This is a genomic window from Pseudomonas maioricensis, from assembly GCF_022790535.1.
GTDB classification, from domain to species: Bacteria; Pseudomonadota; Gammaproteobacteria; order Pseudomonadales; family Pseudomonadaceae; genus Aquipseudomonas; species Aquipseudomonas maioricensis.
Genome location: NZ_LOHG01000033.1, coordinates 24,767 through 38,653, shown reverse-complemented (window position 1 = coordinate 38,653; position 13,887 = coordinate 24,767). Strand labels below are relative to the sequence as shown.

Here is a 13,887-nt window from a genome sequence, read left to right as displayed (position 1 = left end):
GGTGGGGCAAGAGCCTTTTGGTTACTTTTGGCTGGGCCGGCTTCCGGAACCAAAAGTGACGCGCCGTAAGGGCGCAACCAATAGATGCATTAACCGCAATAACGGATATGTACACATGAGCAACCAAACGCCCACAAAAAAAGCCCGCAACTCTCACAAGCTGCGGGCTTTTTCACAGGCGTACTCGAAGATTACTCTTCGATATTGCCCATGGCGGTAGTGTTGAAACCACCGTCCACATACATGATTTCGCCGCTGATGCCGGACGCCAGGTCCGAACACAGGAACGCGCCAGCGTTGCCGACTTCATCAATGGTCACGTTACGACGCAGCGGAGTTTGCGCTTCGTTCGCGGCCAGCATCTTACGGAAGTTCTTGATGCCCGAAGCCGCCAGCGTACGGATCGGACCAGCCGATACCGCGTTAACGCGAGTGCCTTCAGGGCCCAGGCTGCCTGCCAGATAACGTACACCGGCTTCCAGACTGGCCTTGGCCATGCCCATCACGTTGTAGTTCGGCATGGTGCGCTCGGCGCCTAGGTACGACAGAGTCAGCAGGCTGCCATTGCGGCCTTTCATCATCTCGCGACCGGCTTTGGCCAGTGCCACGAAGCTGTAGGCGCTGATGTCGTGAGCGATACGGAAACCGTCGCGGGTAGTGGCTTCAGTGAAGTCGCCATCCAGCTGGTCGCCTGGAGCGAAGCCGACGGAGTGAACGATCACGTCCAGGCCGTCCCACTTCTTGCTCAGGTCTTCGAAGACCTTGGCGATTTCTTCATCGCTGGCGACGTCACAAGGGAAGCACAGCTCAGGGCCCGAACCCCAGCCAGCGGCGAATTCTTCGACGCGACCTTTGAGTTTGTCGTTCTGGTAGGTGAAGGCAAGCTCTGCACCCTCGCGATGCATGGCGGCAGCAATACCGGATGCGATGGACAGTTTGCTAGCGACACCGACGATCAGGACGCGCTTACCGGCGAGAAAACCCATGTGTTGTTCCTCTTCAGGTTAATCGACAGCTACTGGTGCCAAAAAGGCGGCTTCCAGCAACTGCTGTGTATAAGAATGTTGCGGTGCGGCAAAGATTTCTTGCGCATCACCCTGTTCGACCACTTGGCCCTGCTTGACCACCATCAACTGGTGACTGAGGGCTTTGACGACAGCCAGGTCATGGCTGATAAACAAATACGTCAGGTTGTACTTGGTTTGCAGTGAGCGCAGTAGCTCGACTACCTGACGCTGAACTGTCCGGTCGAGCGCCGAAGTGGGCTCGTCCAGCAGAATCAGCGCCGGTTTCAAAACCAGTGCCCGGGCAATGGCGATCCGCTGCCGTTGCCCACCGGAGAACTCGTGAGGGTAGCGGTGCCGGGTTTCCGGATCCAGTCCTACCTCTCTAAGCGCTTCGATAATCGCCGTTTCCTGCTCGGCCGCCGTGCCCATGCGGTGAATTCGCAGGCCTTCGCCGACGATTTCACCGACTGACATTCGCGGGCTCAGGCTGCCAAACGGGTCCTGAAAAACCACCTGCATCTGTCGACGCAACGGACGAATCTGCTGCTGCGACAGGCAGTCTAGCGTCTCGCCCTGAAAACGGATGACACCCTGGCTACCGATCAGACGAAGTATCGCCAGGCCTAACGTCGATTTGCCCGAGCCGCTTTCGCCGACAATCCCCAGCGTTTGCCCTTTGGGCAAACTGAAGTGGATGCCGTCCACAGCCTTGACGTGATCGACGGTCCGTTTGAACAGGCCCTTCTTGATCGGAAACCAGACCCGCAAATCCTCGACTTCCAGCAACGGTGCACCAGCCGGGTTGGCCGCTGGGCCGCCGCTGGGCTCTGCGCTGAGCAGAATTTTGGTGTACGGATGCTGGGGCGAACGAAACAATTCGTCACAGGACGCTTGTTCGACGATGCAACCGCGCTGCATGACACATACGCGGTTGGCTATTTGCTTCACAACGTTCAAATCATGGCTGATCAGCAGCAAAGCCATGCCCAGACGTGCCTGCAGTTCCTTGAGTAATTCGAGGATTTTCAGCTGTACCGTCACGTCCAGCGCAGTGGTGGGCTCGTCGGCAATCAGCAACTCCGGCTCGTTGGCCAGGGCCATGGCGATCATCACCCGTTGCCGTTGGCCGCCCGATAATTCATGGGGCAGGGCTTTCAGGCGTTTCACCGGTTCCGGGATGCCCACCAGTTCCAGCAACTCCAGGGTACGGCGGGTGGCGTCCTTACCGGTCAGGCCTTTGTGCAGACCGAGGACTTCGTTGATCTGCTTCTCGATCGACTGCAGTGGATTAAGCGAAGTCATCGGTTCCTGGAAGATCATCGCGATGCGATTGCCGCGAATCTTGCGCAGTTTTTTCTCGTCCAGAGTCAACAGGTCCTGACCGGCATAGCGAATGCTGCCGCTCGGATGACGAGCCAAGGGGTAGGGCAGCAGGCGCAGAATCGAGTGTGCGGTGACCGATTTGCCCGAGCCGCTTTCACCCACCAGCGCGAGGGTTTCGCCTCGGCGAATGTCAAAATTGATGCCTTCGACCACGCGCTGACAGCCTTCGCCGGACACGAACTCGACGGCCAGATCGCGGATCTCGATCAGATTGTCATTGTTCATTTCATTTCCTTGGGTCGAAAGCATCGCGGGCGGATTCGCCGATGAACACCAGCAGGCTCAACATCAGGGCCAGCACCGCGAACGCGCTGATGCCCAGCCATGGAGCCTGGAGATTGGATTTACCCTGGGCAACCAGCTCGCCCAGTGACGGCGACCCGGCGGGCAAGCCAAAGCCCAGGAAGTCCAACGCGGTCAGGGTGCCGATGGCGCCGGTGAGGATAAACGGCATGAAGGTCATGGTCGAAACCATGGCGTTGGGCAGGATATGGCGGAACATGATCGCACCGTTTTCCATGCCCAGTGCCCGTGCGGCGCGCACGTATTCCAGATTGCGCCCACGCAGGAATTCGGCCCTTACGACATCCACCAGGCTCATCCAGGAAAACAGCAGCATGATGCCCAGCAGCCACCAGAAGTTGGGCTGAACGAAGCTGGCGAGGATGATCAGCAGATACAGCACCGGTAACCCGGACCAGACTTCCAGAAAGCGTTGCCCCACCAGATCCACCCAGCCGCCGTAAAACCCCTGCAACGCACCGGCGATGACGCCGATGATCGAGCTGAGTATCGTCAGGGTCAGGGCGAAGAGTACCGAAATCCGGAAACCGTAGATCACCCGGGCCAATACGTCTCGACCCTGATCATCCGTACCAAGCAGGTTTTCCGCGGAGGGTGGGGCAGGGGCCGGGACTTTCAGGTCATAGTTGATGCTCTGGTAGCTGAACGGGATCGGTGCCCACAACGTCCAGCCGCCTTTGGCTTCAAGCAATTCCTTGATGTAGGGGCTCTTGTAGTTGGCTTCCAGCGGGAATTCGCCGCCAAAGGTGGTTTCTGGATAACGCTCCAGCACCGGGAAGTACCAACTGCCGTCATAACGTATTGCCAGCGGTTTGTCGTTGGCGATCAGTTCCGCGCCCAGGCTCAGGACGAAGAGGATCAGGAACAGCCACAGCGACCACCAGCCGCGCTTGTTGGCTTTGAAACGCTCGAAGCGTCGACGATTCAGAGGAGACAACTTCATATCAATGTTTCCTGCTTTCGAAGTCGATGCGCGGGTCCACCAGTGTGTAGGTGATGTCACCGATCAGTTTCACCACCAGCCCTAGCAGGGTGAAGATAAACAGCGTGCCAAACACCACGGGATAGTCGCGGTTGATGGCGGCTTCGAAACTCATCAGGCCCAGGCCATCGAGGGAGAAAATCACTTCGACCAGCAATGAGCCGGTAAAGAAGATGCCGATGAACGCCGACGGGAAACCGGCAATCACCAGCAGCATCGCGTTACGAAACACATGGCCGTAGAGCACGCGATTGTTGCTCAGGCCCTTGGCCTTGGCCGTGGTCACGTACTGCTTGCCGATTTCGTCGAGGAAGCTGTTTTTGGTCAGTAGGGTCATGGTCGCGAAGTTGCCGATCACCAGCGCGGTAACTGGCAGCACCAAATGCCAGAAGTAGTCGAGAATCTTGCCGCCCGCGCTGAGTTCTTCGAAGTTATTCGAGGTCAGGCCGCGTAACGGGAACCAGTCGAAATAGCTGCCACCGGCAAACACCACGATCAGCAGGATGGCGAACAGAAAGGCCGGGATTGCGTACCCGACGATGATTGCCGAGCTGGTCCAGACGTCGAAGTGGCTGCCATGTCGGGTGGCTTTGGCGATCCCCAGCGGGATCGACACCAGGTACATGATCAGCGTGCTCCATAACCCGAGGGAAATAGAGACAGGCATTTTTTCGATGATCAGGTCGACCACCTTGGCATCACGGAAGAAACTGTCGCCGAAGTCCAGGTGGGCGTAGTTCTTGATCATGATCCACAGGCGTTCCGGCGCTGACTTGTCGAAGCCGTACATCTTCTCGATTTCTTTCACCAGGGCCGGATCCAGACCCTGGGCGCCGCGATAGTTGGAACCGGCCACCGAGACTTCGGAGCCGCCGCCAGCGATTCGGCTGGTGGCGCCCTCAAAGCCTTCGAGCTTGGCGATCATCTGTTCAACCGGCCCGCCGGGCGCGGCCTGAATAATCACAAAGTTGATCAACAGGATGCCGAACAGGGTCGGGATGATGAGCAGCAGACGCCGCAGAATATAGGCCAGCATGTCAGCGCTCCCCCTGCTCGGCGTCTACATCGGGTACAGGTTGCTGCGGCGGAGCAGGCTGTACATCCGGCTTTGCCCACCAGGTGTCCAGGCCAATATCCGACAACGCCTTGGCCTGCGGGTGCGCCAGATGATTCCAGTAGACCACCCGCCAGCTCTTGATATGCCAGTTAGGCACCATGTAGAAACCCCATAGCAGCACACGGTCCAGCGCCTTGGTATGGGTGACCAGACTTTCCCGCGAATCTGCGTTGATCAGGCCATCCACCAGCGCATCGACTGCCGGGTCTTTGAGGCCCATGAAGTTGCGGCTGCCGGTACGGTCGGCGCTCACTGAATGAAAGAACTCACGTTGCTCGTTACCGGGCGACGACGATTGCGGGAAGCTGCTGACGATCATGTCGAAGTCCCGTGAACGCAGGCGGTTCATGTACTCGGCCACGTCCACGCGGCGGATGGTCAGCTCGATGCCCAGGTCTTTGAGGTTGCGCTTGTAAGGCAGCATGACCCGCTCGAAGGCAGTCTGCGCCATCAGAAACTCCAGTTTGACCGGGTTGCCTTGCGCATCGGTCATTTGGTCATCTTTGATTCGCCAGCCAGCTTCTTGCAGCAGCTGATAAGCACGGCGCATCTGGGGACGAATCATGCCGCTGCCGTCGGTGGTTGGCAGTACGAATTCATCCGTGAACACCCGATCAGGAATCTTGCCGCGCAACGGTTCGAGAAGCTTCAGTTCCGCCGCAGAAGGCAGGCCGCTGGAGGCCATTTCCGAATTGTCGAAGTAGCTTTTGGTGCGCGTATAGGAACCGTTGAACAACTGCTTGTTGGTCCATTCGAAATCGAACAGCAGGGTCAGCGCCTCACGCACTTTCGGGTCCTGAAACACCGGGCGGCGTAAGTTCAGGACAAAACCTTGCATACCTTGTGGATTGCCGTTGGGCAGCTCTTCCTTGATCAACCGCCCTTCGCGCACCGCAGGGATGTCGTAGGCTGCGGACCAGTTCTTCGCGGTATTTTCCAGTCGGTAGTCGTATTGCCCGGCTTTCAATGCCTGCAGCGCCACATCGCTGTCGCGATAGTAGTCGTAGTTCATCACGTCAAAGTTGTACTGGCCGCGGTTGACCGGCAGGTCCTTGGCCCAATAGTCCTTGACCCGTTCGTAGCGCACCGAGCGTCCGGCTTTTACTTCGGCGACTTTGTAAGGGCCGCTGCCCAACGGGAACTCAAGGTTGCCTTTGTTGAACTCGCGAGTGGCCCAGAAGTGCTTGGGTAATACCGGCAGTTGGCCAAGGATCAAAGGCAACTCGCGACTGTGGCTGTCTTTGAACTTGAACAGCACCCGCAGCGGATCTTCGACGACTACCTTGTCGACGCCAGCGTAGTAAGCCCGGTACATCGGCGCACCGTCTTTGATCAGGGTGTTGAACGTGAACTCCACGTCTTCGGCACGGATGGGGTGACCGTCATGGAAGCGCGCCTCGGGACGCAGATAGAAACGCACCCAGGTGTTGTCCGGTGCTTTCTCGATCTTCCCGGCCACCAGCCCGTATTCGGTCAGCGGCTCATCCAGGCTGGAGCGGGCCAGCGTGTCGTAGATCAGGCTGATGTCTTCAGCAGGCGTGCCCTTGTTGATGAACGGATTGAGGCTGTCGAAGCCGCCGAAGCCCGCCTGACGCAGAGTGCCGCCCTTGGGCGCATCCGGGTTCACATAGTCGAAATGCTTGAAGCTGGCGGGGTACTTCGGTGCTTCGTCATACAGCGTCAGGGCATGCTGGGGCGCAGCCTGGGCGGTACAGGCAATGCCGACCAGCAACAGGCCGCCAGCCTGCTTGAGCAGGGAACGCAACGGGTTCATTGGGTCTTCTCCAGAGGCTTTATCCACCACGCACGCAAACCCAGGGTGTAGGGCGGGGTGGTGACCATGGCGAACCGGTTGCGGTACGCCAGGCGATGATTGTTCAGATACCAGTTGGGGATCATGTAGTGCTGTGACAGCAGCACGCGATCCAGTGCGCGCGCGGCGGCCACTTGCGTGTCCCGTGTCTGCGCGGCGAGCAGTTGATTGAGCAGGCCGTCGACTACCGGATTGGCCACACCTGCGTAATTCTTGCTGCCCTTGATCGCGGCCTGACTGGAGTGGAAGTACTGCCACTGTTCCAGGCCGGGGCTGAGGGTCTGCGCCATGGTCATGCTGATCATGTCGAAATCGAACTGATCCAGCCGCTGCTTGTATTGGGCACGGTCGACGGTGCGCAAGCGAGCGTCGATACCGATGCGGCGCAGGTCCTCGATAAAGGGCTGTTGAATGCGTTCCAGGCTCGGGTTTACCAGCAGGATCTCAAAGCGCAGTTGCTGGTCCTTGGCATTCACCAGACCGTGGTCTGACAGCTTCCAGCCCGCTTCGCCAAACAGCTTCAAGGCTTTGCGCAGGGTTTCACGCGGGATGCCCCCACCATCGGTTTTCGACACGCTGAACGGTTGGGTGAACAGGCTCGCAGGCAGTTGCTCTCGATAAGCCGACAGCATCAGCCATTCGGCACCGGTAGGCAGGCCGGTCGCGGAGAATTCGCTGTTGGGGTAGTAACTCGTCGTGCGCGAATAGGCATCGCTGAACAGGGTACGGTTGGTCCATTCGAAATTGAACATCAGCCCTAGCGCTTCGCGCACTCTGGCATCGGCGAACATGCTGCGCCGGGTGTTCATGAACAGACCTTGGGTCTGGGTCGGAATCTTGTGCTCTATCTGAGCCTTGATCACCTGACCATTGGCAATCGCCGGGAAGTTGTAACCCGTGGACCAGTTTTTGGCCTGATGTTCGATGTAGATGTCGAACTCGCCTGCCTTGAACGCTTCGAAGGCTACGTCGTTGTCGCGATAGAACTCCACTTCAACCCGGTCAAAGTTGTACTTGCCGCGATTGACTGCCAGATCCTTGCCCCAGTAATCCTTGACCCGCTCGAAGACCAGTTGGCGACCGGGTTGCACCTTGGTAATCCGATAAGGCCCGCTGCCCAGTGGCGGCTCGAATGTCGTGGCTTTGAAGTCACGGTCTTTCCAATAGTGTTGAGGCAGCACCGGTAATTCGCCCAAACGCAGGATCAACAGGGGGTTGCCCGTGCGTTTGAACACGAAGCGAATTCGGTGGCGATTGAGGATATCGACCCGCTGCACTTCCTGCAGGGCCGTGCGGTACTGCGGATGGCCATCTTTGAGCAGGGTGCGATAGGAGAACGCAACATCGTAAGCCGTGATTGGCTTGCCATCATGAAAGCGAGCCTGCGGACGCAAATTGAAGACCACCCAGCTGCGATCTTCGCTGTACTCGACGCTCTGCACGATCAGGCCATAGCTCGATGTGGGTTCATCGCCAGACGGGTCGTATTGACCCGTGCCAACCATCAATGGCTCGTTTAGCTCATTGACGCCGTACTGCAGGAAATTGGCCGTGGAAATCGGGCTGCTGCCCTTGAACGTATAGGGGTTCAGTGTATCGAAGGAGCCAAAAGCCATCATTCGCAAGGTGCCACCTTTCGGCGCCTCGGGGTTAACCCAGTCGAAATGCGTAAAACTGGCCGGATACTTGAGAACACCAAACTGCGCGTAGCCATGGCTCTCGCTGATGGCCGCGTAGACGGGAAAGCTCAAGGCCAGGCTGATGATGAGCAGGAAGGGACGTATCACGATCCAGACGGCTTGGGCTTTTGGGTCGTCAACAGTAACAGCTTGTATCGACAGGAAAAAGGGTTGCCGCTGAGTGAGGCTTAATGCAGCGTTTCTCACCCGCCCGGAGGGTGGTCCGAGGCAGGTGAGGGGATGCATCAATGCGGCAAATAAACCGTCAAGGTCTGGCCCGGCTTGAGCGCCGATCCGCTGCGCGGGTTCCAGCGTTTGAGATGTTGCATCTCTACGTTGAAACGCTTGGCAACCAGGTACATCGAGTCGCCTTTCTGGATCTTGTACTGCATTGACTTCTTGTCAGCCGGTTTGGCGCTGGCCGTCGCCGTGCTTTTGGCTTTGGCAGTGTTGTCTTCCATCACTAGCGTCTGGCCAACCTTGAGATTCTGCCCTGACAACTTGTTCCAGCGTTGCAGCTCTTTGACGTCGACCTTGTTGGCCTTGGCAATGAGCGACAGGTTATCACCGCTTTTGACGGTGTAATTCCTGCTCCTGGCCGGTTTTTCGGTGCTTGCCAGTGTTTCGAATACCGGTTGCGAAGGCGTCATACCCGGCTGCGTCGGGATACTCAGGGACTGACCCACTCGCAAATTGTTGCCAGAAAGCTTGTTGGAGCTCTTCAGCGAGCTGACCGAAACCTGATAACGGCTGGCGAGACTGGCGAGAGTGTCGCCCTTGCGAACCCGGTATTGCTGCCAGTCCACCAGTTCCTGAGGCTTCATGTTCGACAGGCTGGCCGTCAGCAATTGCTTCTTGGCCGTAGGCACCAATAAATGCTTGGGACCGTCGATCGTCATGTGCTTCTTGAACGCGGGATTGAGCTGGATCAGCTCGTCTTCGTCGATGTTGCCCATCGCAGCAACCTTGGACAGGTCCATGCGCTGGTTCAGCTCGACGACCTCAAAATACGGTTCGTTGGCAATCGGATTGAGGTTCACGCCGTAAGCTTCGGGCGCCAATACCACCTGGGACAAGGCCAGCAGCTTGGGCACGTAGTCCTTGGTTTCCTGCGGCAGGGGCAGGTTCCAGTAGTCAGTTGGCAGACCGAGCTTTTCGTTGCGCTCGATTGCCCGGCTGACCGTACCCTCGCCAGCGTTATACGCTGCCAGCGCCAACAGCCAGTCACCGTTGAACATGTCGTGCAGGCGTGTCAGGTAATCCATGGCCGCCACGGTGGACGCCTGAATATCACGACGCCCGTCGTAGAAGTTGGTCTGGCGCAGATTGAAGTAGCGGCCGGTTGACGGAATGAACTGCCACAGGCCGACGGCTTTACTGCGCGATACCGCCATCGGGTTATAGGCGCTCTCGATGACTGGCAGCAGCGCCAGTTCCAGCGGCATATTGCGCTCTTCAAGACGCTCGACGATGTAATGCATATAAAGGCTGCCGCGCTCGCCTGCGTTCTCCAGGAACGAAGGGTTGTTGGCAAACCAGAGTCGTTGTTGATCAATGCGCGGGTTCAGGTCGTTGCCTTGCTGCAACTGAAAGCCCTGACGCATCCGCTCCCAGACATCTTGCGGTGGCGCAAGCGGGGCAGGTTTATGAGTGAGAAAGATCGGTTTCTGCTTGATTCCCGCTGCCAGATTAGGCGTGCGGTGGCTACTGCTGGGTTCGACGTGGCTGGTGGTCTGGCAGCCGGCAAGCGTGGCGCTAACGGCTACAGCAATAGCCTGAGCTAACCGAGTCAATGCGTCTGGATTAATGGTTCTGCGTATAGATGACGACATTGGCTGGGAGATAGTTCCAGGCGAAAATGTCGGGCGATTCTAGGAACACCCCTGCCAATGGTCAACCTTTCAACGATTTTGTGCTCAGGAATGCGCTTTTTAGAACGTATCTTTCCAAGCCCTCAAGGCAGCAAAAATCTCGCTTGGCGACTGATTACGGGTGCCGCTCCGTTCGTCTGCTTTTTCTTTAACAGATGTTTCATTGGTGCGAATGAATGGGTTCGTGAGACGTTCCAGCGCGAGATTAGAGGGTAAACTGATGCGGTTTTCACTGCGCCACCGGGTGACTTGTGCCAAACGTTGCGCGATGTCGGTGTTGTCAGGTTCCACGGCCTGGGCGAAGCGCAGATTACTGAGGGTGTATTCGTGAGTGCAGTACACCAGTGTCGCATCTGGCAGCTCGGCCAGCCGGCTTAGCGACTGGTGCATTTGCACTGGCGTACCTTCGAACAGCCGCCCGCATCCTGCCGCGAAGAGCGTATCGCCGCAGAACAACAGCGGGGTTTCGGATGCTGCATGATAAAAAGCGAGATGGCCAAGGGTATGACCGGGCACAGCGAAGACGTCGAAATCCAGACCCAGCACATTGATGCGGTCGTTATCGACGAGCGGCACGTCCCGGGCGGGAATGTTTTCGTCGGCGGGACCGAGTACGCGGGCCTGGGTGTACTGTTTAAGTTGCTCGACCCCACCCACATGATCGTGGTGATGGTGGGTAATCAGAATGTCGCTCAGCGTCCAGTCAGGATGTTGCTCCAGCCAATTGATGACAGGCGCAGCATCTCCAGGATCAACCACGGCGCAGCGTTTATTTGCAGGATCCTGTAACAACCAGATGTAATTGTCAGTAAAAGCCGGCAGGGCATCGATCTGTATCATGGCGCAGTTCGCTTGGCGGGAAACAATAAGGCATCTTAGAGTCTGATGACGCTTGATGCGAGGATCACACATGACCGATGAAGCATTCGCACAAGCTGATCCTGAGTGGCTCGCGCTGATCAGTTCAGCGCGTGACTGGCTGTCAGGCCCGCTGGGCCAGCTTTTACTGCAGGAAGAACGGCGGATTCTGGAAGAAGAGCTCGGGCGTTTTTTCGGCGGCTATCTGGTCCACTACGGGCCTTCAGCCGAAACGCCGCCCGCGGCGCAGCAGGTTCAACGTAATGTGCGCCTGGGAGCGCCGTTGCCGGGTGTGGAAATTGTCTGTGAGGAGCAGGCCTGGCCGCTCAGTGAGCACGCCGCCGACGTCGTCGTCATGCAGCATGGCCTGGATTTTTGCCTGTCTCCCCATGGGTTGTTGCGTGAGGCGGCCAGCAGCGTACGGCCGGGCGGACATTTGTTGATCGTGGGTATTAACCCCTGGAGTACATGGGGGTTGCGGCATGTTTTTGCCAAGGACGCGCTGCACAAGGCGCGCTGCATTTCCCCTTCGCGGGTCGCCGACTGGCTTAATTTGCTGGGCTTTGCACTGGAGAAGCGTCGCTTCGGGTGCTATCGTCCGCCGCTTGCTTCAGCGAGCTGGCAAGCCCGTCTGGCAGGTCTCGAACGGCTCGGCGATGGCTGGCAAAGCCCGGGCGGTGGCTTCTATTTATTAGTCGCGCGCAAGCTGGTGGTAGGATTGCGGCCATTGCGCGAGTTACGTCGCGAGCCAATGGGCAAGCTGATCCCGCTGCCGATGGCCAAGGTCAATCGCGATACCTGCGAGCCTGAGTAGCGCTGAAGCCCACCAATTCTGGATGTATTAATGAGCGATACCGTTGAGCTGTTCACTGATGGCGCCTGCAAGGGCAACCCTGGGCCTGGCGGCTGGGGCGCCTTGCTGGTCTGCAAGGGCGTTGAAAAGGAACTGTGGGGCGGCGAAGCCAATACCACCAACAACCGCATGGAGTTGATGGGCGCCATTCGTGGCCTGGAAGAACTCAAGCGCTCCTGTGAAGTGCTGCTGGTGACCGACTCCCAATACGTGATGAAAGGCATCACCGAGTGGATGGTCAACTGGAAGAAGCGTGGCTGGAAGACCGCAGCCAAGGAGCCGGTGAAGAATGCCGACCTCTGGAAATTGCTGGATGAACAAGTCAATCGCCACACCGTGACCTGGAAATGGGTGCGTGGCCACATTGGTCACCCCGGCAACGAGCGGGCCGACCAGTTGGCTAACCGCGGTGTTGACGAAGTAAGAGGCATCAAACATGCGTAGCGTTGTACTCGATACCGAAACGACCGGTATGCCGGTCACCGATGGCCACCGTGTCATCGAGATCGGTTGTGTCGAACTGATGGGCCGTCGCCTTACAGGGCGGCATTTCCATGTTTACCTGCAACCTGACCGGGAAAGTGACGAGGGCGCGATTGGCGTCCACGGCATCACCAACGAATTCCTGGTGGGCAAGCCGCGTTTTGCTGAAGTCGCCGATGAGTTCTTCGAATTCATCAAAGGCGCGCAACTGATCATTCATAACGCGGCGTTCGACGTTGGTTTTATCAACAACGAATTCGCGCTGATCGGCCAGCAGGACAGGGCTGACATCACCCAGCACTGCACCGTGCTCGACACCCTGATGATGGCTCGTGAGCGTCACCCGGGTCAGCGCAACAGCCTTGATGCGTTGTGCAAACGTTATGGCGTCGACAACTCCGGCCGTGAATTGCACGGCGCCTTGCTCGACTCCGAGATTCTTGCTGACGTTTATCTGACCATGACCGGCGGCCAGACCAGCTTGTCCCTGGCGGGTAACGCCAGTGATGGCAATGGCTCCGGTGAAGGCTCGGGTAATACCGCGACCGAAATTCGCCGTCTGCCCGCCGATCGGCAGAAGTGCCGGGTAATTCGCGCCAGCGAAGGTGAGCTGGCCGAGCACGACGTGCGCATGGCTGCCATCGCCAAGTCTGCGGGTGCTCCGGCGCTGTGGGTACAGTTGCAGGAAGCGGCGGCTGCCCAACAGGCGTAAGCCACCGGCTCGACCGATTCATTGGCTGCTTAACGAGGTCATGAGCTTGGCTAATCCGGCACTGAGCATTCGCGTTGCAGACGAATGCTTCGAGGATTACATCCTCAACAGCGAATTCACCTTCACCGTTAGCGGCTATGCGGTCGCACAGGTTGGGCAGAGCGTTGAGCAGTGGCAGGTCGAGGCTGTGGAGCCTTACAGTAAAAACTACGGTATCGATTCCCAGGAGTTTTGCGACTACCGGGATGCCGCTGACAGTACGGTAATGGTCGCCTGGCTGGGCGAGCGGGCTGTCGGGCACGTGGTCCTCAGCCGACACTGGAATGGTTTCGCGCATGTCGATGAGTTGGCTGTTGACGTTTCTGCGCGCCGCAACGGTGTCGCGCGCTCCCTACTGGATGTCGCGCAGTTCTGGACGCGCAAACAGAACCTGCCGGGGATAATGCTCGAAACCCAGAACAATAATCTGGCTGCCTGCCGGTTGTATGAAAGCTATGGTTTCGTGATGGGAGGGGTCGATCATCTGCGCTATCGCGCCATCGACCCTCAAACGCGCGAGTCTGCGATTTTCTGGTATCTGATGTTTAGCTGACCAACCCAGCAGGACTGGCCTTAGCCGGGAGGGCTGATTGCGCACATGTTATGAGTGCACTGGCTTGCTCGCGATGGCGTAAGTTCATGCGATAAATTCGTCAACCATGAAATCGAATCGCGAGCAAGCTCACTCCTACAGTGCCCGTGTTTGGTGCGCGACAGCGCGGCGTCTGAACGACGGGGGAGCTCTTATCAAACAAAATGCAATCTACTGGATTGAAATGCATTTTCT

General features: G+C 57.9%; 12 protein-coding genes. 4 read left to right on the top strand and 8 right to left on the bottom strand.

What is annotated here, in order from left to right:
• Positions 1-191 precede the first annotated feature (191 nt).
• The 8 genes from fabI to gloB all read right to left on the bottom strand — a co-directional run bounded on the left by fabI (position 192) and on the right by gloB (position 10,995).
• Entirely contained in the window at positions 192-986 is a 795-nt protein-coding gene (gene fabI / locus AUC61_RS26070) for an enoyl-ACP reductase FabI (protein WP_099267271.1), read from the bottom strand.
• Between the two features lie 18 nt (positions 987-1,004).
• Positions 1,005-2,615 (bottom strand): ABC transporter ATP-binding protein, encoded by a 1,611-nt coding sequence (locus tag AUC61_RS26065; protein WP_087274481.1) that lies wholly within the window; start codon positions 2,613-2,615, stop codon positions 1,005-1,007.
• 1 nt (position 2,616) lies between these two features.
• Positions 2,617-3,636, bottom strand: coding sequence for an ABC transporter permease (locus tag AUC61_RS26060; protein ID WP_243249134.1), 1,020 nt, complete (start codon positions 3,634-3,636; stop codon positions 2,617-2,619).
• A 1-nt stretch (position 3,637) separates the two neighbouring features.
• Positions 3,638-4,711 carry a microcin C ABC transporter permease YejB gene (locus AUC61_RS26055; RefSeq protein WP_243249133.1) on the bottom strand — a complete coding sequence of 358 codons (1,074 nt, stop codon included), beginning with the start codon at positions 4,709-4,711 and terminating at the stop codon, positions 3,638-3,640.
• Position 4,712: 1 nt separating this feature from the next.
• On the bottom strand, positions 4,713-6,566 hold the full coding sequence (locus AUC61_RS26050; RefSeq protein WP_243249132.1) for an extracellular solute-binding protein: 1,854 nt from the start codon (positions 6,564-6,566) through the stop codon (positions 4,713-4,715).
• Positions 6,563-8,392 (bottom strand): extracellular solute-binding protein, encoded by a 1,830-nt coding sequence (locus tag AUC61_RS26045; protein WP_243249131.1) that lies wholly within the window; start codon positions 8,390-8,392, stop codon positions 6,563-6,565. Before AUC61_RS26045 ends, AUC61_RS26050 begins: the two co-directional genes overlap by 4 nt.
• A 137-nt stretch (positions 8,393-8,529) precedes the next feature.
• Positions 8,530-10,116 (bottom strand): lytic transglycosylase domain-containing protein, encoded by a 1,587-nt coding sequence (locus AUC61_RS26040; protein ID WP_243249130.1) that lies wholly within the window; start codon positions 10,114-10,116, stop codon positions 8,530-8,532.
• A 99-nt stretch (positions 10,117-10,215) separates the two neighbouring features.
• Positions 10,216-10,995: a hydroxyacylglutathione hydrolase gene (gene gloB, locus AUC61_RS26035; protein ID WP_243249129.1), complete on the bottom strand. Its 780-nt coding sequence runs from the start codon at positions 10,993-10,995 to the stop codon at positions 10,216-10,218.
• Between the two features lie 70 nt (positions 10,996-11,065).
• Between gloB and AUC61_RS26030 the strand changes: the two genes are divergently transcribed.
• Genes AUC61_RS26030 through AUC61_RS26015 form a run of 4 tightly spaced genes read left to right on the top strand, consistent with a single transcriptional unit; the run spans position 11,066 to position 13,653 of the window.
• Complete coding sequence (locus AUC61_RS26030) at positions 11,066-11,827, top strand: class I SAM-dependent methyltransferase (protein WP_243249128.1); 762 nt, start codon at positions 11,066-11,068, stop codon at positions 11,825-11,827.
• Positions 11,828-11,857: 30 nt separating this feature from the next.
• Positions 11,858-12,310 (top strand): ribonuclease HI, encoded by a 453-nt coding sequence (gene rnhA, locus AUC61_RS26025; protein WP_122663826.1) that lies wholly within the window; start codon positions 11,858-11,860, stop codon positions 12,308-12,310.
• Positions 12,303-13,061 (top strand): DNA polymerase III subunit epsilon, encoded by a 759-nt coding sequence (gene dnaQ, locus AUC61_RS26020; protein WP_243249127.1) that lies wholly within the window; start codon positions 12,303-12,305, stop codon positions 13,059-13,061. The genes rnhA and dnaQ overlap by 8 nt, the downstream gene beginning before the upstream one ends.
• A 40-nt stretch (positions 13,062-13,101) precedes the next feature.
• Complete coding sequence (locus AUC61_RS26015; RefSeq protein WP_243249126.1) at positions 13,102-13,653, top strand: GNAT family N-acetyltransferase; 552 nt, start codon at positions 13,102-13,104, stop codon at positions 13,651-13,653.
• The last annotated feature ends 234 nt before the right edge of the window (positions 13,654-13,887 follow it).